Annotated in this window: 23 protein-coding genes; 13 read left to right on the top strand and 10 right to left on the bottom strand. The window is 65.6% G+C overall.

Annotated features, from left to right (window positions below; translation table 11 throughout):
• The first annotated feature begins 151 nt into the window (after positions 1 to 151).
• From NOV72_RS01675 to NOV72_RS01655, 6 genes are all read left to right on the top strand, one after another.
• On the top strand, positions 152 to 745 hold the full coding sequence (locus tag NOV72_RS01675) for a DUF2760 domain-containing protein (RefSeq protein ID WP_106852832.1): 594 nt from the start codon (positions 152 to 154) through the stop codon (positions 743 to 745).
• Positions 742 to 2,628 carry an Hsp70 family protein gene (locus NOV72_RS01670; RefSeq protein WP_181290787.1) on the top strand — a complete coding sequence of 629 codons (1,887 nt, stop codon included), beginning with the start codon at positions 742 to 744 and terminating at the stop codon, positions 2,626 to 2,628. Before NOV72_RS01675 ends, NOV72_RS01670 begins: the two co-directional genes overlap by 4 nt.
• Positions 2,629 to 5,415 (top strand): Hsp70 family protein, encoded by a 2,787-nt coding sequence (locus NOV72_RS01665; RefSeq protein WP_106852831.1) that lies wholly within the window; start codon positions 2,629 to 2,631, stop codon positions 5,413 to 5,415.
• A 167-nt stretch (positions 5,416 to 5,582) separates the two neighbouring features.
• Entirely contained in the window at positions 5,583 to 5,741 is a 159-nt protein-coding gene (locus tag NOV72_RS32135) for a hypothetical protein (protein WP_181290786.1), read from the top strand.
• Positions 5,742 to 5,998: 257 nt separating this feature from the next.
• Positions 5,999 to 8,011: a hybrid sensor histidine kinase/response regulator gene (locus NOV72_RS01660; protein ID WP_245932852.1), complete on the top strand. Its 2,013-nt coding sequence runs from the start codon at positions 5,999 to 6,001 to the stop codon at positions 8,009 to 8,011.
• Positions 8,008 to 8,967 carry a nucleoside hydrolase gene (locus NOV72_RS01655; RefSeq protein ID WP_106852830.1) on the top strand — a complete coding sequence of 320 codons (960 nt, stop codon included), beginning with the start codon at positions 8,008 to 8,010 and terminating at the stop codon, positions 8,965 to 8,967. The genes NOV72_RS01660 and NOV72_RS01655 overlap by 4 nt, the downstream gene beginning before the upstream one ends.
• Here NOV72_RS01655 and NOV72_RS01650 read toward each other — a convergent pair.
• Both NOV72_RS01650 and NOV72_RS01645 read right to left on the bottom strand, forming a co-directional pair.
• Entirely contained in the window at positions 8,956 to 9,630 is a 675-nt protein-coding gene (locus NOV72_RS01650; protein WP_106852829.1) for an alpha/beta hydrolase, read from the bottom strand. The genes NOV72_RS01655 and NOV72_RS01650 overlap by 12 nt on opposite strands.
• Positions 9,631 to 9,648: 18 nt before the next feature.
• Positions 9,649 to 10,038, bottom strand: a complete 390-nt coding sequence (locus NOV72_RS01645; protein WP_106852828.1) for an MAPEG family protein — start codon at positions 10,036 to 10,038, stop codon at positions 9,649 to 9,651.
• A 104-nt stretch (positions 10,039 to 10,142) separates the two neighbouring features.
• On the opposite strand from NOV72_RS01645, the gene NOV72_RS01640 reads away from it, so the two are divergent.
• Positions 10,143 to 10,538, top strand: a complete 396-nt coding sequence (locus tag NOV72_RS01640; protein WP_106852827.1) for a PPC domain-containing DNA-binding protein — start codon at positions 10,143 to 10,145, stop codon at positions 10,536 to 10,538.
• On the opposite strand, the gene NOV72_RS01635 is transcribed toward NOV72_RS01640, so the two are convergent.
• The 3 genes from NOV72_RS01635 to NOV72_RS01625 all read right to left on the bottom strand — a co-directional run bounded on the left by NOV72_RS01635 (position 10,522) and on the right by NOV72_RS01625 (position 12,916).
• Positions 10,522 to 11,373, bottom strand: a complete 852-nt coding sequence (locus NOV72_RS01635) for a metallophosphoesterase family protein (protein ID WP_106852826.1) — start codon at positions 11,371 to 11,373, stop codon at positions 10,522 to 10,524. The genes NOV72_RS01640 and NOV72_RS01635 overlap by 17 nt on opposite strands.
• A complete protein-coding gene (locus tag NOV72_RS01630; RefSeq protein WP_106853226.1) occupies positions 11,370 to 12,359 on the bottom strand; it encodes a diacylglycerol/lipid kinase family protein in 990 nt (329 codons plus the stop codon). The genes NOV72_RS01635 and NOV72_RS01630 overlap by 4 nt, the downstream gene beginning before the upstream one ends.
• Positions 12,360 to 12,475: 116 nt before the next feature.
• Positions 12,476 to 12,916 (bottom strand): CBS domain-containing protein, encoded by a 441-nt coding sequence (locus NOV72_RS01625; protein WP_106852825.1) that lies wholly within the window; start codon positions 12,914 to 12,916, stop codon positions 12,476 to 12,478.
• 258 nt (positions 12,917 to 13,174) lie between these two features.
• Between NOV72_RS01625 and NOV72_RS01620 the strand changes: the two genes are divergently transcribed.
• Positions 13,175 to 14,128: a chemotaxis protein gene (locus NOV72_RS01620; RefSeq protein ID WP_106852824.1), complete on the top strand. Its 954-nt coding sequence runs from the start codon at positions 13,175 to 13,177 to the stop codon at positions 14,126 to 14,128.
• Positions 14,129 to 14,237: 109 nt separating this feature from the next.
• Here the strand turns inward: NOV72_RS01620 and NOV72_RS01615 are convergent, their stop codons facing one another.
• From NOV72_RS01615 to NOV72_RS01605, 3 genes are all read right to left on the bottom strand, one after another.
• A complete protein-coding gene (locus NOV72_RS01615; RefSeq protein ID WP_106852823.1) occupies positions 14,238 to 14,516 on the bottom strand; it encodes a hypothetical protein in 279 nt (92 codons plus the stop codon).
• 296 nt (positions 14,517 to 14,812) lie between these two features.
• A complete protein-coding gene (locus NOV72_RS01610; protein ID WP_106852822.1) occupies positions 14,813 to 15,247 on the bottom strand; it encodes a response regulator in 435 nt (144 codons plus the stop codon).
• A 63-nt stretch (positions 15,248 to 15,310) separates the two neighbouring features.
• Entirely contained in the window at positions 15,311 to 15,655 is a 345-nt protein-coding gene (locus tag NOV72_RS01605) for a hypothetical protein (protein WP_106852821.1), read from the bottom strand.
• A 281-nt stretch (positions 15,656 to 15,936) separates the two neighbouring features.
• Between NOV72_RS01605 and NOV72_RS01600 the strand changes: the two genes are divergently transcribed.
• Both NOV72_RS01600 and NOV72_RS01595 read left to right on the top strand, forming a co-directional pair.
• Positions 15,937 to 16,959, top strand: coding sequence for a transporter (locus NOV72_RS01600; protein WP_106853225.1), 1,023 nt, complete (start codon positions 15,937 to 15,939; stop codon positions 16,957 to 16,959).
• A gap of 72 nt (positions 16,960 to 17,031) precedes the next feature.
• Entirely contained in the window at positions 17,032 to 17,211 is a 180-nt protein-coding gene (locus tag NOV72_RS01595) for a CsbD family protein (protein WP_106853224.1), read from the top strand.
• A gap of 23 nt (positions 17,212 to 17,234) precedes the next feature.
• On the opposite strand, the gene NOV72_RS01590 is transcribed toward NOV72_RS01595, so the two are convergent.
• The gene (locus tag NOV72_RS01590; RefSeq protein WP_106852820.1) at positions 17,235 to 17,702 is read right to left on the bottom strand and encodes a nuclear transport factor 2 family protein; all 468 of its coding nucleotides are present in this window, start codon (positions 17,700 to 17,702) and stop codon (positions 17,235 to 17,237) included.
• A gap of 97 nt (positions 17,703 to 17,799) precedes the next feature.
• On the opposite strand from NOV72_RS01590, the gene NOV72_RS01585 reads away from it, so the two are divergent.
• Positions 17,800 to 18,384, top strand: coding sequence for a TetR/AcrR family transcriptional regulator (locus NOV72_RS01585; protein WP_106852819.1), 585 nt, complete (start codon positions 17,800 to 17,802; stop codon positions 18,382 to 18,384).
• A gap of 11 nt (positions 18,385 to 18,395) precedes the next feature.
• Here NOV72_RS01585 and pdxR read toward each other — a convergent pair whose 3' ends face one another.
• Complete coding sequence (gene pdxR, locus NOV72_RS01580) at positions 18,396 to 19,886, bottom strand: MocR-like pyridoxine biosynthesis transcription factor PdxR (protein ID WP_106852818.1); 1,491 nt, start codon at positions 19,884 to 19,886, stop codon at positions 18,396 to 18,398.
• A gap of 179 nt (positions 19,887 to 20,065) precedes the next feature.
• On the opposite strand from pdxR, the gene NOV72_RS01575 reads away from it, so the two are divergent.
• Both NOV72_RS01575 and NOV72_RS01570 read left to right on the top strand, forming a co-directional pair.
• On the top strand, positions 20,066 to 21,163 hold the full coding sequence (locus NOV72_RS01575) for an ABC transporter ATP-binding protein (protein ID WP_106852817.1): 1,098 nt from the start codon (positions 20,066 to 20,068) through the stop codon (positions 21,161 to 21,163).
• A gap of 69 nt (positions 21,164 to 21,232) precedes the next feature.
• A complete protein-coding gene (locus NOV72_RS01570; protein WP_106852816.1) occupies positions 21,233 to 22,267 on the top strand; it encodes an ABC transporter substrate-binding protein in 1,035 nt (344 codons plus the stop codon).
• Positions 22,268 to 22,314 lie beyond the last annotated feature (47 nt).

Raw genomic sequence — 22,314 nt, 5'->3', positions numbered from 1 at the left:
ACATCATGGAAAATACCGGGATACGGTATAAACGCCGTTAGCGTTCACCTGCAGCATTCCCGGCTTCACCCCCGCCGACACGGCACCGAACACCGGCCACCCGCGCCGCCCGAGGATAGGGTCGTCCTCGCGCGGCCTACAGGAGCATCACATGACCGACATGAATCCAGGCTTTTTCGGCAGGATAGGCATTGCCTTCGGCGTCTTCTTCGGCGTTCTGGGCAACGCAGCGTTCGCGGGCCGCGTGCAGCGCCTGCGCGAAGCGCCCGAAGCGCCCGATTTCACGACCGAAGCGCCGAAGCCCGCCGCCGCGCCCGTGCAGCCGGCGCCCGCGCCCGCACCCGCGCCGTCCGTGCTGAAGGAAGCAAGCCCGGTCGCCGCGCTTCAGTTGCTCGGCCTTCTGCAACGCGATGCGCGTTTCATCGATTTCGTCGAAGAGGACATCGCCAATTACAGCGATGCCGATATCGGCGCGGCCGCCCGCCTCGTGCACGACGGCTGCCGCGCGGTGCTGCGCGAACACTTCACGATCAAGCCCGTGCGCACGGAAGCCGAAGGCAGCCGCGTCACATTGCAGGAAGGCTTCGATGCGGCCGCTGTCCGTCTGACGGGCAATGTCGTCGGCAAGCCGCCCTTCAGCGGCAACGTCAGCCATCGCGGCTGGAAGGTCGAAGACACGCGCCTGCCGAAGCTCGCGCCGTCCCATGATGCAAGCATCGTCGCGCCGGCGGAGGTGGAACTGTGAGCGATATCGACAGCAACGAAAACCACGCGCGCTACTCCATCGGCGTCGATCTCGGCACGACGCATTGCGCGCTCTCCTACGTCGACATGAGCGCGAGCGACGGCGAAAAGACCGCGCAAGGCGTGCTGCCGATCTCGCAACTGACCGCGCCCGGCGCCGCCGAAGAGCGCGATCTGCTGCCCTCGTTCCTCTATTTGCCGCACGAGAACGAACTCGCGCCCGGCGATCTGACGCTGCCGTGGACGCAGGAACGCAAGTTCATCGTCGGCGAGCTGGCGCGAAGCCGTGGCGCGGGCACGCCGATCCGGCTCGTCTCCAGCGCGAAAAGCTGGCTGTGCCATCCGGGCGTCGACCGGCGCGCGGCGATCCTGCCGTCCGACGCGCCCGAGGAAGTCGAGCGCGTGTCGCCGATGGAAAGCTCGGTGCGCTATCTCACGCACTTGCGCGAAGCGTGGAATCACGCGCATCCGGACGCGCCGTTCGATCAGCAAGACGTCACCGTGACGATTCCCGCGTCGTTCGATCCCGCCGCGCGCGAACTCACCGCCGAAGCCGCCGCGGCCGCCGGCTACACGCGCATGACGCTGCTCGAAGAGCCGCAGGCCGCGCTCTATAGCTGGATCCAGAAGTCGAGCGGCGGCTGGCGCAAGCAGGTCAACGTGGGCGACGTGATTCTCGTCGTCGATGTCGGCGGCGGCACGACCGACCTGTCGCTGATCGCGGTCGTCGAGCGCGAAGGCAATCTGGAACTGCATCGCGTCGCGGTCGGCGAACATATTCTGCTCGGCGGCGACAACATGGATCTCGCGCTCGCGCACACGGTCGCGCGCAAGCTCGCGCAAGCGGGCACGCAGCCCGATCCGTGGCAGTTGCGCGCCCTCACCTACGCGTGCCGCGCGGCGAAGGAAACGCTGCTTTCCGATCCGTCCGCCGACGCCGTGCCGCTCGTCGTGCCGAGCCGCGGCTCGAAGCTGATCGGCGGTTCGTTGCGCACCGAGCTTACGCGCGCCGAACTCACGCAAATCCTGCTCGAAGGCTTTTTTCCGCAAGTCGATGCATCGGCGCGGCCCGTTTCGCGCGCGCGCGTCGGTCTCACGCAACTCGGTCTGCCCTACGCGCAGGACGCCGCCGTCACGCGCCATCTCGCCGCGTTCCTCGGCCGTCAGGTCAACGCGCTCGCCGAAGTCGAAGGCTTGCGGCACGAAACGCCGCCGGGCGCGACGCTTTTGCATCCGACCGTCGTGCTCTTCAACGGCGGCGTTTTCAAGTCGCCGCTGCTCGTCGAGCGCGTGATGTCGACGCTGAACTCGTGGCTCGCCGCCGAAAACGCGCCGCCCGCGCGTCTGCTCGAAGGCGCGGACCTCGATCTCGCCGTCGCGCGCGGCGCGGCCTATTACGGTTACGTGCGGCGCGGCAAAGGCGTGCGCATTCGCGGCGGCACGGCGCGCGCGTATTACGTCGCGGTCGAATCGGCGATGCCCGCCGTGCCCGGACTGGAGCCGCCCGTCCAGGCGCTGTGTGTCGCGCCGTTCGGCATGGAGGAAGGCACCGACGCCGAGTTGCCCGCGCAGGAATTCGGGCTCGTCGTCGGCGAGCCGGTGCATTTCCGCTTCTTCGGCTCGTCGGTGCGGCGGCAGGATCAGGTCGGCACGCTTCTCGACTACTGGCAGCCGGACGAATTGCAGGAACTGGAGGAGATCGAGGCGTCGCTGCCGCCGGAAGGCCGCACGCCCGGCGAAGTCGTGCCCGTCAAGCTGCATGCGCGCGTGACCGAAGCGGGCACGCTCGAACTCGAAGCGATTCCGCGCGGTTCGTCCGAGCGCTGGAAAGTCGAGTTCGACGTGCGCGGCGGCGTGAGCGCGGATCAGGGCATGGGCCTGTAAGTGTCCGCGCGCAAGAAAAAGGTCTCGGGCGCGCGGTACAGCGTCGGCATCGATCTGGGAACGAGCAACACCGTCGTCGCGTATGCGCCGGCCGGATCGAGCGATATCCGCGTGTTCGAGATCGACCAGCTCGTCGGCGCGGGCGAAGTCGCCGCGCGGCCGCTGCTGCCTTCGCTGCGCTATCACTTCGCGCCCGGCGAACTCAAATCCGCCGATCTGCAATTGCCGTGGGGCGAGATGGAAGCGCCCGCCGTCATCGGCACTTTCGCGCGCAAGCTCGGCGCGAATGTGCCGGGACGGCTCGTGTCGAGCGCGAAGAGCTGGCTGTCGCATGCGGCGGTCGATCGCCTCGCGCCCATTCTCCCGTGGGGCGCGGGCGACGACGTCGAAAAAATCTCGCCCGTGATCGCGAGCGCAAGCTATCTGGCGCACGTGCACGCCGCGTGGAACGAGCGCTTTCCCGACGCGCCGCTCGACGCGCAGGACGTCGTGCTGACCGTTCCCGCCTCGTTCGATGAAGGCGCGCGCGCCCTCACGCTCGAAGCGGCGCGCATGGCGGGGCTCGAATCGCTGCGGCTGCTGGAGGAGCCGCAAGCCGCGTTCTACGACTGGCTGTTTCACCATCGCGAGACGCTCGCCGGCGAATTGGCCGCGACGCGGCTCGTGATGATCGTCGATGTCGGCGGCGGCACGACCGACCTCACGCTCATCCAGGTCGCGATGGAAAACGGCGAGCCGGTGCTCACGCGCATCGGCGTGGGCAACCATCTGATGCTCGGCGGCGACAACATGGATCTCGCGCTCGCGCATCTCGTCGAGCGGCGTCTCGCGGACAGCGACGCGCGCCTGTCCGCCGCGCGCCTGTCGCAACTGGTCGAGCGCTGCCGCGCCGCGAAAGAGCAGTTGCTCGGCGCAAACGCGCCGGATTCCGCGTCGATCACGCTGCTCGGCGCGGGCGCGAAGCTCGTCGGCGGCGCGCGTTCGGCGGATGTCACGCGCGACGAAATCGAGCGAATCATCGTCGACGGCTTCTTTCCGATGGTGTCCGCGAGCGACCGGCCGGGCCGTGCGCGCGGCGGCATCGTCGAATTCGGGCTGCCGTATGCGAGCGACCCGGCCATCACGCGGCACATCGCGGCCTTTCTCGGCCAGCACGCGGGCGAGGCGCGCAAGGCGCTCGGCGCGAGCGATGAAACGATCGCCATTCCGGACACCTTGCTGCTGAACGGCGGCGTGTTTCGCGCCGCACCGCTCGCGCGCCGCATCGCCGATACGCTTTCCGGCTGGCGCGGCGCAGCGGTCAACGTGCTCGCGAACGGCGATCCCGATGTCGCGGTCGCGCGCGGCGCGGTCGCCTATGCGCTCGCGCGCGCGGGCCATGCGCCGAAGATCGGCGGCGGCTCGGCGCGCAGCTTCTTTTTGCTGCTCGAAGACGACGACGCCGCGATGCGCGGCGTCTGCGTCCTGCCGCGCGGCACGGAAGAAGGCCAGCCGATCCATCTCGCCGACCGGACTTTCGCGCTCACGCTCGGCGCGCCGGTGCGCTTTCACCTGGCGTCGTCGGTGACGGAAACGGCGTTCGCGGCGGGCGAACTGGCGGACCTCGCGGCCGCATCGGGCGATTTCGTGCGTCTGCCGCCGGTCGCGACCGTGGTCGATCCGCACGCCGCCGACAAAGGCAAAGCGCGCGAAACCGCGGTTCAGTTGACGACATCGCTCACGGAAGTCGGCACGCTGGAGATGCATTGCATCGCCGTCGACGATCCCGCGAAACGCTGGCTGCTCGAATTTCAGCTACGCCGCGAAGCGCCCCAAAGCGACGACGCCGCGAGCGAATCGCATCCGGCGCTGCCGAAAGCCGTCGAACTCATCGACCGCACGTTCGGCGCGAAATCGCACGACGTCGGCCCGAAGGAAGCCAAACGCCTGCGCGCGCAGCTCGAACAGACGCTCGGCGCGCGCGACACGTGGGACATCGCGCTTTTGCGCGAACTGTTCGGCGCGTTGTTCGAGCGCGCGAAGAAGCGCCGCCGAAGCGCCGATCACGAGCGCCTGTGGCTCAATCTCGCGGGCTACTGCATGCGGCCGGGCTTCGGGCATCCGCTCGACGAATGGCGCGTCGAGCAGTTGTGGACGCTCTTCGATCAGGGCATCCAGTACAGCAACGAAAGCCAGATCTGGTCCGAATGGTGGACGCTGTGGCGCCGCGCCGCCGGCGGTCTTCCCGAAGCGGCGCAGTTGCGCCTCCTGGACGACATGGCCTTCGTGCTCCAGCCGCCGGGAACCAGCCGCTATCGGAAGGCGGCGGGCGCGGCGCGCGCGGGCTACGAGGACATGGTCCGGCTCGCGGCGTCGCTGGAGCGCGTGCCCGTCGAGCGCAAGATCGAAGTCGGCGAGTGGCTGCTCACGCGCCTGAAAAAGCCTTCGGAGAACGTGCAGAGCTGGTGGGCGGTCGGCCGCATCGGTGCGCGCGCGCCCTTCTATGGCAGCGCGCACGGCGTCGTGCCGCCGGAAGTCGCCGTCATGTGGCTCGATTCGATTCTCGCGCTCGACTGGAAGAAAGTCGATCCCGCCGCGTTCGCCGCCGTGCAGATCGCGCGCATGACCGGCGACCGCTCGCGCGACCTGCCCGGCGAGGCGCGCGCGGCCGTCGTGCAACGCCTCGAAACGATAGGCGCGGCGCAGGCGTGGATCGCGATGGTCCGCGAGACCGTCGAACTCGATCGCGCCGACGAAGGCCGCGTCTTCGGCGAAACGCTGCCTGCGGGATTGAAGCTCATCCGCTGACCACGAGACGCGCCGCGCATCGCATCGCATCGCATCGAAATGCTTCGTCCTCAGAAGTTTTTTTGGCGCAAGCGTTGCGCGCACGCCCCGCCGGCTCTTGAATACCGGCTGAGCGCATCCTATGGTTATCAGTGTGTCGATATGGACACACACTGAAGGAGGTCAGCATGCCATCCCCACGCAAGGCTCAAGCGAGCCAACCCGCCGAAACCGAAATGTCGAGCCGCAAGAAAACGGCCGGCAGCAAGGCATCGCCCGCGAAAGCTGCAGGCGCGAAGGAAATGCAGGTCACGAAGCGCAGCACCAAGGCCAAGCCGAAAAGCTGAACGGCCATCCGAAGTTTCGCCCTCGTCATCGTGCGGGGGGCATTTGATGTGGCTGTCCTTCGAATCGGCGGGCGCGAATCACTCGCTCGCCGATCGGCTCGGATCTCCTCCCTCCTCCGCTGGGCCTTCCCGCATACCGCCAGAACACGCCTCGAAAAAGACGCGATATTTCCGGATATAACGGCTGATGGCTAAAAAAAGGCGTATTTGTATGACCGCATTGGCCTAAAGTAGATATCCCGATTCCGTGAGCGAGCATGAAGATGGCCGTACCGCAACGCGCCGCCCGCGTGCGCAATTCAGGAATGCTTCTCGCGGCCGCCCGTGAGGCCGGCGCGAGTCTGGTGCGCAATCTCTCGATTCCGGCGCCGTTTTCCGATCCCGCGCTGGAGGCGCAGTTCCTCGAAGACCACAGTCAGCGTTTCTGCGCGTTCCGGCGTGCGTCGACGTTGCTTGCGCTCGCCATCTGGACGTGCTTTCTCTGGTGGGATTTCAGCTTTGCGCGCGGCAATCAGGCGCTCGACTCGCGCCTCGCCGATATCCTCGCGCTGCGCTTCGCGGGTATCGCGCTGCTGTTCTTCGTCGGCGTGCTGGTGCTGCGGCCGTCGTTCCGCTCGCACGCGAGCTCGCAGCGCATCATTCTCACGGGCATTTACGGGCTGCTCTGCCTGATTCTCGCAATGGTCGCGATCACGCCCGCGCCCTATAACTACACGCAGCACTTCATCGGGCTGTGTCTCGCGCTCTTCTTCCAGTTCAGCTTCTTCTACCTGCGTTCGCGCGTCGCGCTGACCGCCGGGATCATCACGCTGGCGTCGATCGTCGTTTTGCAAGTCATCATTCATCTGCTCAACCCGGAGGATTTTTTCGCCGGGCTGTTCTATATGTTCAACGTCGTGGTCGTGGGGCACGGCGTCTGCACGCACGCCGAACGCGTTTCGCGCGAGCGTTACAGTTCGGAGCGCGCGCTCGCGTCGCTCAATGACGAATTGCGCGCCGCCAACGTTTCGCTGGGACGCAAGAATCGCGAGCTCGAAGTGTCGAAAAAGGATCAGGAGAACAAGACGAACGCGCTGCTCGCGCTGCGCGAACAGCAGATGATCGCCGCGCAGACGGCGAGCCGCGAGAAGTCCAACTTCCTCGCCGCCGCGACGCACGACCTGCGCCAGCCGATGCACGCGCTCAACCTGTTTCTGCAGGCCGCCGCCGAAGCCATCCGCAACGGCGAATTCGATCAGGCCGAGCGGCTCATCAACGAATGCGGGCGCTCGTCGGTGATTCTCGCGCGGCTTCTGAACGCGGTGCTCGATCTGTCGCGGCTGGAATCGGGCCGCGTCGTGCCGCGCTATCACGTGTTCGACGTGCGGCAGACCGTCGAGGAAGCCGCCGAGCAGTTGCGTCCGTTCGCAATGAGCCGGGGCGTCGAATTGCGGCTGCGGCTGCCGAAGGAAGACGTGGTCTGCGTGCGCAGCGACGCGCACTGGCTCGGGCGCGCGGTCGCGAATCTCGTGTCGAACGGCATCAAGTACGCGGATCAGAGCAAGTCGTCGAAGCCAACGGTGATCGTCGGCGTGGTGCGTTCCGCGACGCGCGCGCGCATCGACGTGCTGGATAACGGCATCGGCATTCCGGCGGATTATTTCGATGCGATCTTCCAGCCGTTCTTTCAGGTCGACAATCCCGAGCAGGATCGCGACAAGGGGCTGGGCCTCGGGCTGTCGATCGTCAATGCGGTGATGTCGATGCTCGACCAGCATCGCATCGAACTGAAGTCCACCGAAGGGCGCGGCTCGCGCTTCTCGCTCGAAATGCCGCTGTGCGGGCCGTCGCCCGACAAGCCGTCGGCGCGCGCGCCGGCGCGTTCCGACGCGGATGAAATGGCGCAGCTCAAGGGGCGCTACGTGCTGCTCGTGGAAGACGACGGCCTCGTGCGCGCCTCCACCGAAGCGCTGCTTTCGCAATGGGGCGTGCTCTACGACTCCGCCGCGAGCTTCGAAGAATTCCGTTCGATTCTCGGCGACATCGAGCGCTTCCCGGATCTCATCATCACGGACTTCCGGCTGCGCGACGCCACCGCCCGCGAAGTGGCGATGCTCGGCGCGGCGCGGCTCGGGCGGCCGTGTCCGTGTCTCGTCGTGACGGGCGAACCGGCGGCGAGCATCGTGCCGCTCGCGTGCGAGCAGGATGTGCTCTCCAAGCCGGTCAGCCCGGCGGACCTGCGGCGCGGCATGCTCGCGCTGATCGCAGGCGTTTGCACCGCGATCGCATGACGAAGCACACGATCCTCTACGACACCGATCCGGGCATCGACGACGCCCTCGCGCTCTTGTTCCTGGCGCGGCATCCGGATATCGCACTCGCCGGCATCACGAGCGTGTTCGGCAATGCAGGCATCGACACGACGACCACGAACGCGCTGTATCTGGCGTCGCGCTTCGCGCCGGACGTGCCGGTCGCGCGCGGCGCGGCTGCGCCGTTGCAACAGCCTGCGCCGGAGCCGATCGCGCACATCCACGGCAACGATGCGCTCGGCGATGTCGAGCGCATCGGTCGCGTGGACAAGCAGACGGACGGGCGCGCGGCGCATCGCTTCATCGTCGATACGGTGCGGGCGAATCCCGGCGAGATCACGCTGCTCGCCGTCGGCCCGATGACCAATCTCGCGCTCGCGCTAAAGGAAGATCCGGAAATCGCCACGCTCGTGCGTGAAGTCGTCGTGATGGGCGGCGCGTTCGGCTTTCACGGCACGCTCGGCAACGCGACGCCCGCCGCCGAAGCCAACATGCACGCCGATCCGCACGCGGCGGATATCGTCTTCGGCGCGCCGTGGAAAATGTCGATCGTCGGCCTCGACGTCACGCACGAAACCGTCATGACGACGGCGTTCCTCGCATCCCTGCGCGACGAAGCGGGCGCTGCGGGCCGCTTCGTGTGGGACGTGTCGCGCTTCTACGAGCGGTTTCACGCGCACGGCGGCATGTCGCGCGGCATCTACGCGCACGATTATTCGGCGGCGGCGTTCGTCGTCGCGCGCGAACTCTACACAACGCGCCGCGGCCCGGTGCGCGTGCTCACCGAAGGCATCGCGACGGGTTTGACGATACAAAAACCCTTGTCGATGCCCGAAACTGCGCCCGACTGGGACACGCGCCCCGCCTGCGATGTGTGCATCGGCGTGGATGCGGACGCCGTGCTCGATCTCTTCGCCCGAACCCTAAGCAACTAGCCGCGCGCCGAGCCACTGGCGCAGCGCCTCGACTTCTTCCATGCAGACCGAATGCGGCATCGGATAGGTGTGCCATTCGACGTCGCAGCCCTGCGCGCGCGCGAATTCGCACGCCTGCTCGCCGAGGCTCACGTTGAGCACGTCGTCGAAATTGCCGTGCGCGGCGAAGATCGAAATGGAGCGATTCGCGTCGGAGAGCGATTCGTCGATCACGCCTTCGGACGGAATGTAGCCCGACAGCACGATCAGCCCGGCGAGCTTTTCCGGATGCGTGAGGCCCGCGTGATAGGCCATCGCGCCGCCCTGCGAAAAGCCCGCGATGAAAATGCGCTCGCTCGGAATGCCGCGCGCGTTCTGTTCCGCGATGAACGCGCGCACGCGCTCCACCGACTTCACGATGCCCGCCTCGTCCACGCGCCGGTTGATGCCCTCGAACGACAGAATGTCGTACCACGCGCGCATCACGTAGCCGTTGTTGGCGGTGACGGCGATCTCCGGCGCATTCGGAAAGACGAAGCGGATGGCGGGGGCATCGGCGAGACGCAACTCGGGCACGAGCGGCACGAAGTCGTTGGCGTCGGCGCCCAGGCCGTGCATCAGGATGACGGCGAATTCGGGATTCGGCGCGGTTTCGATCTCGATGGTCGAAGGTTGATCGGTCATTGCCTTTCACTCCTCTCGTCAGATGATGGGAACGAGAATCTGCACGATGCCGACGACCGACACCAGCCACACCAGCGTTCGCACGAACGGCACGCCCGCCACGTAGAGCGGAACATAAACCACGCGCGCGACGAAATACGCCAGCGCGCCGTAATGCGTGAGCGGGTTCTCGCGCCCCGTCACGTGCACGATCAGCACCGCGACGGCGAAGATCGGCAAGGTCTCGAACAGATTCGACTGCGCGCGCATCAGGCGGCCGGAAAGCCTGCCGGGCGGCGGCGTGGCGGCATCGCGCGGGCCGGCCTGATAGCGCAGGCCGACTTCGCGATTGCGCACTACGGCCGGGAGCAACACTTGCACCAGCGCGAGCACGAGCGTCCAGGCCAGCATCGTCAGTTCGAAACTCATGGCGTCTCCATGGAAAGATATAGCCACTTCGGGTCGCGCCCATGATGCCATCACGATTCGCGAGCGTGTAGTCTTGAATGCGATCCGCCCGGAGTCTTTCATTCATGCATGCGATGACCCTACGTCTGTCACCCGGCGACGACCTGCGCGCCGCGCTCGACCACGCATTCCGCACGCACGGACTTTCGGCGGCTTTCGTGCTGCAGGGAATCGGCAGCCTGAGCGTCGCGCGGCTGCGGTTCGCGGGCCGCGAGGAAGCGGCCGAACTGCGCGGCGACCTCGAAATCCTGACACTCGCCGGCAGCTTGTCCGCGCAAGGTCCGCACCTGCACACGAGCCTCTCCGACGCCGACGGCCGCGTGACCGGCGGCCACGTCGCGCCGGGCTGCATCGTGCGCACGACGGCGGAAATCGTCGTCGCGAACCTGCCGGACGAACGCTACACGCGCGAGCACGACGCCGCGACGGGCTTCGCGGAACTCGTCATCCGGACAGCGTGAGCGCGATCTCGGGCTTTGCGCCGTCGAGCACGAGATCGTGGCGCGCGATCATCTCGAACGCTTCGCTCGTCTCCGAATAATCCCAGCGCTCGACCGTGGTTTGCCGCGCGCCGCCGTCGCCCGTGCGCGCGTCGTGGCGAATCACGTTCACCGAATTGTCGATCGTGCCGCGCGTGCGCCGCGACAGCGCCGTTCCCGCCTGCACCGCCCACATGCGGCGCATGACGCCCGCGAACGTATCGTGCAGCGGCAGCACGTACGGCAAATGGATATGCCCGCCGAGAATCAGATCCGCGCCCGCGCGCGCCCAGCGCTGCACCGCGCGCTCGCGTCCGTGGAGCAGGTTTTTTTCGTCCTGCGCGCGCGTGACCGCCACCGGCTGATGCGTGACCACGACGCGCAGTTGCGCCGCGCCCGCCGCTTCCAGACGCGCGGCGACGCGCCTGATCTGCCGCATCGACACTTCGCCGTCCTTGTGACGATATGCGCGCGTCGTGTTCACGCCCAGCACGAGCAGTTCGGCCGATTCGAAGCTCGGTTCGAGATCGGCGCCGAACGCGCGCTGATGGTTCGCATACGGATAACACAGCCGCGCGAGCGGATCGAAGAGCGGAATGTCGTGATTGCCGGGGATGACGAGCGTCGGGGTTGCGCCGAGCGCATCGACGAAGGCGCGCGCCGCGTCGAACTGATGCCTGCGGGCGCGCTGCGTGATGTCGCCCGAAAGCACGACGAGATCGGGCGACAGCGCACCGGCGAGACGCAGGAGCGCGGCGGCGACCTGCGGCCGCTCGGTGCCGAAATGCGTATCGGAAATCTGCAACAGCAAGGTCATGAGCGATTCGCTTCGGCCACCGTCGGTTCGGGCTTGAGCAGAAGAAGCGGCTTGTCGGACACGTGGAATTCGAGCGGCATTTTCAGCTTCGCGATCTCGCCATCGGTCGCGATCTTGACCGGCCTGCGCCGCTTGGAAGGATGCATCACGGTGATGCGCTCGAACGTGAAGCTCACGACATGATCCGAATCCGACAAGCGCCCCGCCGCGCCATGCAGCGACAGCCACAGATGCATGAGCCGCCCCACCGGACGGGGCGCAATCGCGACCAGCAAGCCCTGTTCCAGCGCGCGCGCTTCGTCCGGCATGCCGATCTGCTCCATCTGCAGCCGGTTGTTGCCGACGAAGAGCGTGGACGAGCGAATGTCGGTCGTGCTGCCGTCGTCGTGATCGATATGCAGACGCAAGTGCCGATGCGGCTTCAGCAGCGTGAACAGCGCCGACCACAGCGCGACGAGCCGGCTGCGTCCGAATTGCCGCTTGTAGATTTCGCGATCTTCCAGCAGCCGCGGATAAAGGCCGAGACTCGCGTTGACGAGAAACATGCGCCCGTTGACGAAGCCGACCTGCACCGGATACGCGCGCGCGTCGAGCAGGAGTTGCGTCGATTGGTCGAGGTCGGCGGGAATGCCGTGGTCGCGGCTGAAGTAGTTGAACGTGCCGCGCGGCAGCACCGCGAACGGGCAACCGGCGTCGTGCGCGGCGTGCGCGACCGTGCAGAGCGTGCCGTCGCCGCCCGCGCCGACGAGCACGCCGTCCTGCGCGCAGGCCGCCGCCGCGGTTTCGCGGGCGACGCCGACGAGGCGGCGCGGATCGTCGACGACGCGCAACTCGAAACGCCTGCCCGCCGCGCCGAGTTCGCGTTCGAGCACGGCGCGTGTCGCGTCGGCCTGACGGCGGCCCGAGCCCGCGTTCATCACGATGAGGAACGGCGCGCCTGCGGCAAGCGTCTTTGCTGTTTCGGCGGATGCGGCTGTCGGGGTCATCGGCGGCGCTCCTTCGTTATCCGCGCGCAAAAATGCGCGGCGCGGCGGACTCCGCGCTCGCGCGCAAAGTCAGCCGATTATAACGAAATGCTTACAGCCGGAACGCCGACCGGCGCTTACGTATGCTCGCCGCGAATGTAGTACTCGAGCTGCTGAATGGTGAACTGCTGCTCGGAGATGATGTTCTTCACCAGATCGCCGATGGAGATCATGCCGACGAGCTTGCCGCCGTCGATCACCGGCAGGTGGCGCATGCGCTTGTCGGTCATGAGCGCCATGCAGTCGTCGGTGGTTTGATCGGGGCGCACGTAGCGCACCTGCGAGGTCATGATGTCGCGCACGGGCGTCTGCCTCGACGCGCGGTCCATCAGAACGACTTTGCGCGCATAGTCGCGCTCGGTCATGATGCCGACGATTTCATCGCCCTCCGTGACGATCACCGCGCCGATCTGCCTGTCGGCCATCATCTTGATCGCATCGAAGACCGACGCCGTTGCGGCAATCGTATAGACCGTGTGGTCGGGTTTCGAGTTGAGAACCTGTGCGACTGTTGCCATCGAGCGCCTCCGTTATGAGCGGGGAACGTTGTTGCGCCTGGGCGACGGGTTTTCTTGCGCCTTAGTGGAGCGTAAAGCCTTGCGCGCCCCGCCTTCATAGGCATTAACCCGACCATTCGAAAAAGTATAGGCGAACGCCGCACGCGCCCTGCATTCTGCGCGCCTTCTGTTTCAGCTTCAGTTTCGCCGACGGATGCCGCTAACAGGCACATACACGACGGCAACGCGGCGCGACGCACCGCTTAGAGGGAGAACGAGGTGAGCAGTTCACAACAGGATATCGAGCAGCGCGTGCGGCTCGCGGGCAGCAACATGTTCGAATTGCTACTGTTCAGGCTCGGCGAGGCGCCGGGCTCGGAACAGCGCGAGCTTTACGGCATCAACGTTTTCAAGGTGCGCGAAATTCTCGCGATGCCGACGATCACGGCCGTGGCCGGATCGAGCGACGAGATTCTGGGCGTCGCGGATATCCGCGGACAGATCATTCCCGTGATCGACCTCGCGCGCATCACCGGTTGCCGGCCGAAAAACGGGCCGAAGATCCTCCTCGTCACGGAGTTCGCGCGCACCACGCAAGGCTTCGCGGTCGAGGAAGTCGACGATATCGTGCGGCTCGAATGGAATCAGGTGTTGTCGGCGGAATCGCACTCGGGCGGCAAGACCGTGACGAGCTTCGCGCGGCTCGACGGCAACGTCGACGGCTCGCGGCTCGCGCAGGTGCTCGATGTCGAGCGCATCGTGCGTGACGTGCTGCCGTCGCAGGAAACCGATATCACCGAGGCGAACACCGGGCGTCTGCAATTGAAACCCGGCGCGCGCGTGCTCGCGGCGGACGATTCGGGCGTCGCGCGGGCGCTCATCGAGCAAAGTCTCACCGCGATGGGCGTGCCCTTCGTGATGACCAAGACGGGCCAGGAAGCATGGGACGTGCTGGAAGCCGCGCTGAGAAAAGCGCAGAAGGAAGGCACGGAGGTCGCGGATCATATCGCGCTCGTGCTCACCGATCTGGAAATGCCGGAAATGGACGGCTTCACGCTCACGCGCCGCATCAAGGCGGAAACGGGGCTGATGCACATTCCGGTGGTGATTCACTCGTCGCTGTCGGGATCGGCGAACGAGCAGCATGTGCGCAAGGTCGGCGCGAATGCGTATGTTTCGAAGTTCGAGGCGTCGGAACTCGCCAATGTGATGCGCGGCGCGCTCGCTGCCTGAAAAGCGATCGGCGCCCGCTGAACGCGGACCTTTTGAGTCCGTGTCGGCGGGCGCCGAAGCGCTCTTTCAACCGATACGCCCGGCGGATAAGCCGGGCCAGCCGATTCGATTAGTGACCGAAGAAGACCGATTGCGGGTTGTTGCTCGATTGCGCCGCACGGTTGCCCGATTGAGACAGCGTGTCGCGCGAGCCGCCGAAAGCGGTCGAGTTCGTGCCGTTGGCGTGTTCTTCAGCGGCGATCGTTTGTGCGCTCGGGCCTTGTTGCGAAGCCGGCGCGCCAACTGCCGGACGGTAGAACGGAGCCGGACCGTAGCCGCTTGCGAAAGCGGGAGCGGCGAGCGTGGCGGAAGCGGCGATCAGAAGGGTAGCGATGAGATTGCGTTTCATGGTGTGCTCCAAAGACGGTTGACGTTCGGTCAGAAAGCGCCGCAGCGGTCTTGCGAGAAACTGTCTGCTACGTCGATGAAGCGCAGTGTATACCCCTACTATCGCTTTTTTATCTCCATTAATTTCAATTCAGTTTTCGCCGTGCGCCAACAATCGCTGGCCGCACGAATGTGCGGATTTGTCCCAAATGCACGCCCGGCAAGCGATCGCGCGTGTTGCGCCGCAACTTGACGGAACGCGCTGCTTCCCAGGGACAGAACAATTGATTGTCGAACGAACGTTCGATATTCGCGCGCTCAATGCACGAGCTTCCCGATCAGGCGAACGAGCGCGGCGGGCGGGTTGCCCTTTTGACAGTAGCCGTCGAAACCGGAATGGACGCCTTCGCGCCGCACGGTTTCCTCGCCGAGCGCCGTGAACGCGATGATCACCGCGTCGCGCGTGCGTGCGATCCGGCGAAGCACGCGCGCGGTCGCGAAGCCGTCGTGCTCCGGCATGGTGATATCGAGAATGACGACGTGCGGTATCCAGCCATCGACCGCGCGCAGCGCATCGACGCCGGAGAGCGCGAAGCGCGTGTCGAAACCGTCCGATTCGAGCGCGGCCGAAAGCGCTTCGGCGCTGTGAACGTTGTCATCGACGACGAGAATGCGCCACGGGTCGCGGTCGATGTCGACGCTACGGTCGGTCCACAGGGAGCAGTGAGAAGAGGAATGTGGGGAGACAGGCATGGGCACTGACCGAAAGCACATGCCGGCGTTGCAGCACGTTCTGCGCCTGCGCTCCCGCGAAACTCACGCGTCGCCGTCTTTCTTGCCCTTGCGACGCTTTCCCGACGCCCCTTCCGTCTCGCGCAGGCGCGCGTTCGCCTCGACGAGCGATGCCGCGTCGCACTGGCGCAACGCGAGATCCACTTCCCCGATTGCGCCGAAAAGCGCGGCCTGCTCGGCGTCGTCCAGCGGCGCCGCGTCGGGCCCGGAGATGCGGCGCGCTTCCTTGTCGAGCCGTTTCAGAAGCTTCGCGCCGAAGCGGGTATCCACCACGCCTTCGCGCGCGAGCCCCGCGATCAACGACGCGAGACGGATCAGCCCGCCCGCCGTGGTTTGCGTCGCCCCGTCCAGATCGTCACGGTCTTCCACTGCGTTCTCCCAAGGTTGGCACGCGACGCCGCGCGGGCGGCCGATTCGATGCGGGCGCCGCGTATGCGCCCTTCTTGCGTGGCGCGATCATACGCCGACAATATGACATTCATATTTGCACACGCCGACGCGCCCGTGGCATTCGTTACACTTCGTTTGCGCGTTACGATCGCGATTCGGGGCACGACCGATGGCACACTACCGCGTGGCGGCGCGCACAGTGTCGAAGCCCGCATCGACAGCAGACACGCCGACATCCCAGAATGCAACCGAATGCCCGCATGAATCCCGCTACCTTGCAAAGATCGCCTTACGGCTCCGATTTCTCCGGCCTCGTCTGCGGCTTCCGGTTTCATGTCGATCAGCCCGGCGAGCCGATCGACGCCGAAGCCGCGAGCGAATGGCTCGCCCGCGACGACACGACCCGGGAATTCGTCTGGCTGCACTTCGATCTCGCGAACAGCGCCTGCGAGCGCTGGATGCGCGGACGCCTCGGCCTGCCCGACGCCTTCTTCGAGACGCTCAACGACGGTTCGCACTCGACGCGCATCGAGCACCAGGAAGGCGCGCTTTTCGCCGTCATCAACGACGTGATGTTCAACTTCGAGCTGACGCCCGCCGAAATCGCGACGCTGTGGGTCTACACGCATCAGAAACTGCTCGTCACGGCGCGCCTCAAGCCCTTGCGTTCGATCGACTCGCTGCGCGAATCGGTCAGACGCGGCGAGATATTCCGCTCGCCCGCCGAATTGCTCGCGCACCTCCTGCGCGATCAGGCGGACCTGCTCGTGCATATCGTGCGGCGCACGAGCGTCGAGGTCGACGGCATCGAGGATCGTTTTCTTTCGATGCGCGGCGCGGCGACCCGCAGCGATCTCGGCGGCCTGCGGCGCGTGCTCGTGAGACTGCAGCGTCTGCTCGCACCCGAGCCCGGCTCCGTGTTCCGTCTGCTCGCGCGGCCGCCGCGCTGGCTTCATTCGCAGGACATTCAGGATCTGCGCGACGCGACCGAAGAGTTTTCGCTCGTGCTCAACGATCTCGCGGGACTCGTCGAGCGCATCAAGCTCCTGCAGGAAGAAATCGCGACGCGCATGGACGAGCAAAGCAACCGCACGCTGTTCACGCTGACGCTCGTCACCGTGCTCGCACTGCCGATCAACATCATCGCGGGTTTCTTCGGCATGAATGTGGGCGGCATTCCGCTCGCGGAGAATCATCACGGCTTCTGGCTGCTGGTCGCGATCGTCGCGACGTTCACCGTGCTCGCCGGATGGTGGGCATTCCGCCGCCGCCGCGACATGTAGCGAAGCCGGCGGGCATGAACGATGCGAAGTTCCCGGACGAGGCTCGTGCCTCGCCAAACGTCGGAGGACATCGTGGACAAGAACCGCATCGAAGGTACGGCTCGCCAGATGAAAGGCATCGTGCGCGAGGCCGTCGGCAAGGCCACCGGCAACCGTGGCACGCAAATGCGCGGCACCGCCGAAAAAGTAGCGGGCAAGATGCAAGCCAAGCTGGGCGCGGCAGTCGACGCCGCGCGCCGCATCAAGAAGTAAGCGCTGCGCCCGGCGTCAAAGCTTCAGAAGCCCAGGTCGCTCAGGCTCGGATGATCGTCGGGCCGGCGGCCGAGCGGCCAGTGATATTTGCGATCCGCTTCCTTGATCGGCAGATCGTTGATCGACGCATGGCGATGCGTCATCAGTCCCGCCTCGTTGAATTCCCAGTTCTCGTTGCCGAAGCTTCTGTACCAGTTGTTGGCGTCGTCGTGCCATTCGTAAGCGAAGCGCACGGCAATGCGATTGCCCTTGTACGCCCATAGCTCCTTGATCAGCCGATAGTCGAGTTCGCGCGCCCATTTGCGGCGCAGGAACGCGACCACTTCCTCGCGCCCGTTCGCGAACTCCGCGCGATTGCGCCAGCGCGTGTCCACGCTGTACGCGAGCGATACGCGCTCGGGTTCGCGCGTGTTCCACGCATCTTCGGCGAGGCGGACTTTGAGCGTGGCGGATGCTTCATCGAACGGCGGAAACGGCGGCTTGGATTCCATGGCGATTCCTCTTCTATCAAGCGATGAAATAGGTAGACAGGTCTGTCTACTGGACGCACTCTAGCGCAGGTAGACGAACCTGTCTACAATCGATTGCATGAATACTCTGGCTTCTCCATTCGATCTCTCCGGGCTCGCGCCGGACGCGCGCATTCTGCATACCGCGCACGATCTCTTCTATCGGGACGGCATTCGCGCAACGGGCATCGATCGCGTGATCGCCGAATCGGGCGTCGCGAAGAAGACGTTCTATCGCTACTTTCCGAGCAAGGACGATCTGATCGTCGCGTTCCTGGAATTCCGTCACGATAACTGGATGACGTGGTTCCGCGATGCGCTCGCGCGCCACGGCGGCACGCTCAATGCGCTCGTGCCCGCGCTGGCGGAATGGTTCGGCGGCGAAAGTTATCGCGGTTGCGCGTTCATCAATTCGGTCGTCGAAGTCGGCGCGACGTTGCCGCAAGCGGTCGATATTTCGCGGCGTCACAAGCGCGACATGACCGCGGCGATCCGCACGCTGATGCCGGGTGCGCGCACGGCGAAAGCAGACGCGCAGGCACTCGCGCTGGCGGTGGATGGCGCGATCGTCGCCGCGCAATTCGCCGAGTCGCCCGCGGATGCGTTGAAAGCGCTTGCACGCGTGGTGCGGGCGGTCGCGGCGGCGCAACGGGGCAATCCGTAACGGCGCCGGATTCACACGACCGCAACCGGCGATATCGCCTGTTCGACGACATCCGCGAGCCTCGCAAAATGAGGCGCGATCTGATCGTTCGGCACGCACGCGTAGCCGAGCATCAAACCCTTTCTCGCCGCGAGCCGGTTCAGGTAATAGTTGTCGAGCGGCCGCGTGACCACGCCGGCCGAAAGCGCGCTCGCGGCGATCGCCCGGTCGTCGGCGAAATCGGGCAGATCGAGCACGAAGTGCAGGCCGGCTTCATCGCCCCGCACGGACAGCGAATCGCCGAAACGCGCCCGGATCGCGTTGATCAGCAGTTCGCGCCGCTCGCCGTACAGGCCGCGCATGCGGCGCACATGCGACGTCAGATGGCCGTCGAGAATGAACTCGGTGAGCACGGCCTGCTGCATCAACTGCCCCTCGCGATAGAGCTCGGCGACGCCCGTGCGAAAGGAATCGACGAGATTGTCCGGCACCACCATATAGCCCATGCGCAACCCCGGATAAAGCATCTTCCCGAGACTGCCGACATAGATGACCTGTCCCGCGTCGTCGAGCCCTTGCAGCGATGACAGCGGCCGGCTGCCATAGCGGAACTCGCTGTCGTAATCGTCCTCGATGATCCACACCTTGTGCTGGCGCGCAAACTCCAGCAGCGCGCGGCGTCGCGCGAGACTCATCACCATGCCGAGCGGATATTGATGCGACGGCGTCACGAGCGCGATGCGCGGCGGCTCCGCCATGTCGCGCGCGGCGGGATTGAGTCCTTCTTCGTCGACGGGAATCGGCACGAGCGTCAGCCCCGACGACTGCAGCACGCTGCGCACGCCCCAGTAGCACGGTTCCTCGACCCACGCGCGATCGCCGAAATCGGTGAGCAGGCGCACGGCGAGATCGATGGACTGGTGAATGCCCGTCGTGATGATGATCTGGTCCGGCTGACACTTCACCGAGCGCGCGACGCGCAAATAATCCGACAGCGCGCGCCGCAGCGGCCGGTAGCCGCCGCCCGGCGCGTACGTGAGCAGTTCAGGGCTCGCGCGCTTCCACAGGCGCGCCTGCAGGCGGCTCCACGTGCGCGCGGGAAATTCCGCGACGTCCGGCACGCCGGGCATGAACGCGCCCCACTGCTTCGGCGACACGCCCGCCTGCGCGATCAGACGCTCGCCGCGGCGCGAGATCGTGCACGGCGCCTTCGCTTCCCCGGCTTGCTCTTTCGCGCCGATGGCGCCATCGCGCGGCGCCGTGTCGGCGACATAGGTGCCGCTGCCGGTCGTCGACGTGACATAGCCTTCGGCGGTGAGCTGATCGTAGACATGCAGCACGGTATTGCGGGCGATGCCCAGATCCGTCGCCAGCATCCGCGAACTCGGCAGCTTGGTGCCCGGCGCGAGCTGGCCCGTCAGAACGGCCTGCTGCATGAGTTCGAGCACTTGCCGGTACATCGGCTCGGCGGCGGAACGGTCGAGCCGCGCGCTCAGCCAGTCGGCCAGGATGATGGTATCCATGAGTCTCCCATCGCTCGGAGCCACTTGTCCGTAGCGCCCAAGTGGTTCTATTTTGAATATTGAAATGGCTCCCCATTGTAGAACCGTGGCGGGCTATAGTTATCGCGAGCAGTGGAAATAATTTCCGGGCGCCGCGAGGCGGTCGGCAGTATCAGGGTTTTCCGAAGGAGACACGGAAGATGAAATCCGATCAGGTGATCGTCAGCTTTCGCGGCGTGCGAAAGACGTACGACGGCGAAACGCTCGTCGTCAAATCGCTCGATCTCGATATCTATCAGGGCGAATTCCTCACGCTGCTCGGGCCGTCCGGCTCCGGCAAGACCACCTGCCTCATGATGCTCGCGGGCTTCGAATTCCCCACCGGCGGCGAAATCTGGCTCGACGGCAAGCTCCTCAACAAGGTGCCGCCGCATAAGCGCGACATCGGCATGGTGTTTCAGAACTACGCGCTCTTTCCGCATCTGTCGGTGCAGCAGAACGTCGAATATCCGCTGACGGTGCGCAAGATGTCCGCCGAAGAGCGCGCGCATCGCGTGAACAACGCGCTCAAGATGGTCCGCATGGAGAGCTTCGCGAAGCGTTATCCGGCGCAGCTTTCCGGCGGCCAGCAGCAGCGTATCGCGCTGGCGCGCGCGCTCGTGTTCGAGCCCAAGCTCGTGCTCATGGACGAGCCGCTCGGCGCGCTCGACAAGCAATTGCGCGAGCACATGCAGATCGAGCTGAAGGCGCTGCACGAAAAACTCGGCGTCACCTTCGTCTACGTCACGCACGATCAAGGCGAAGCGCTCACGATGTCCGACCGCGTCGCGGTGTTCGACAAGGGCATCGTGCAGCAGCTCGACACCGTCGATCACCTGTATGAAGCGCCCTGCAACGAGTTCGTCGCGAACTTCATCGGCGACAGCAACCGGCTGCGCGGCACCATCGAGCAGATTCAGGGCGACTTCTGCGATCTCCGTCTCGCCGACGGCACGCGTCTGTCCGGGCTCAACGTCGCGAACGCGAAACCGGGTGCGCCGGCCATTGCGTGCATCCGGCCGGAACGCATGAAGCTCACGCAGGGCAACGGCCACGCGAACGGCAACGTCAACGCGCTCGCGGGCGAAGCGAAGAGCCTCATCTATTTCGGCGATCACGTGCGCATGCGCTGCGGCGTGCGCGAGCAGGACGAATGCTTCGTCAAGGTGCCGCTCGGCACCGCCGCGCTCGACGGCTTCATGCCCGGCGCGCCCGTCGCGCTCGAATTCGCGCCGGAGCATCTGCGTGTGTTCGCCTGAAACACGCGTTCGCCTTTATCGGCAGCAGTTCCACTGACAAAACCAAGTCAAAGAAGAGAGGAAACCATCATGAAGAAGTTCGCACTGTGTTCCATGGCGGCGGCGCTCGCGTGCATGTCGGCGGCGTCGGGCGCGGCGGAAATCACCGTCGTCAATTTCGGCGGCGCGAACGGCGACGCGCAGAAAGTCGCGTTCAATCAGCCGTTCGAGCAGTCGTCGAAGAACAAGGTCACGGCCGTCGAGTACAACGGCGAGCAGGCCAAGGTCAAGGCGATGGTCGAAGCGAAGCACGTGAACTGGGACGTGGTCGAAGTCGAATCGGGCGATCTCGGCCGCGGCTGCGACGAAGGTCTTTATGAAAAGCTCGACTGGTCGAAGATCGGCAAGAAGTCGGACCTCGTGCCCGAATCGCCGCAAACCTGCGGTGTCGGCTTCTTCGTGTGGTCGACGGCGCTCGCCTACAACGGCGACAAGCTGAAAAGCGCGCCGGCGGGCTGGGCGGACTTCTGGGACACGAAGAAATTCCCCGGCAAGCGCGGCATGCGCAAGGGCGCGCGCTACAACCTCGAATTCGCGCTGATGGCCGACGGCGTCGCGCCGAAGGACGTCTACAAGGTGCTCGGCACGAAGGCCGGCGCGGACCGCGCGTTCAAGAAGCTCGACGAACTCAAGCCGAATATCCAGTGGTGGGAAGCGGGCGCGCAGCCGCCGCAGTTCCTCGTCGCGGGCGATGTCGTGATGTCGACCGCATATAACGGCCGTATCGACGCGGCGCGCAAGGAAGGCAAGAACCTGAAGGTCGTGTGGAACGGCAGCATCTACGACCTCGACTACTGGGCAATTCCGAAGGGCTCGCCGAACAAGGACGTCGCGCAGCAGTTCATCGCGTATTCGGTGTCGCAGAAGCCGCAGGAAGTCTACGCGAAGAACATCGCGTACGGCCCGGTGAACAAGTCCGCGATCTCCGCGCTCGACGCGAAGACCAAGGCCGACATGCCGAATTCGCCGGAGAACGCGAAGAACGCGGTGCTGCAGGACATGGCGTTCTGGACCGATCACGGCGACGAGCTCGAGCAGCGCTTCACCGCGTGGGCGTCGAAGTAAGCGCATCACAGGCAGCGAGACGGTCGCGCTTGTCGAAGCGCGACCGC

Origin of the sequence: Caballeronia novacaledonica, assembly GCF_900258035.1 — a bacterium.
Classification (GTDB): Bacteria; Pseudomonadota; Gammaproteobacteria; order Burkholderiales; family Burkholderiaceae; genus Caballeronia; species Caballeronia novacaledonica.
The sequence above is the reverse complement of the archived record's forward strand: the minus strand, read 5'-3'. Positions and strand labels throughout refer to the sequence as shown.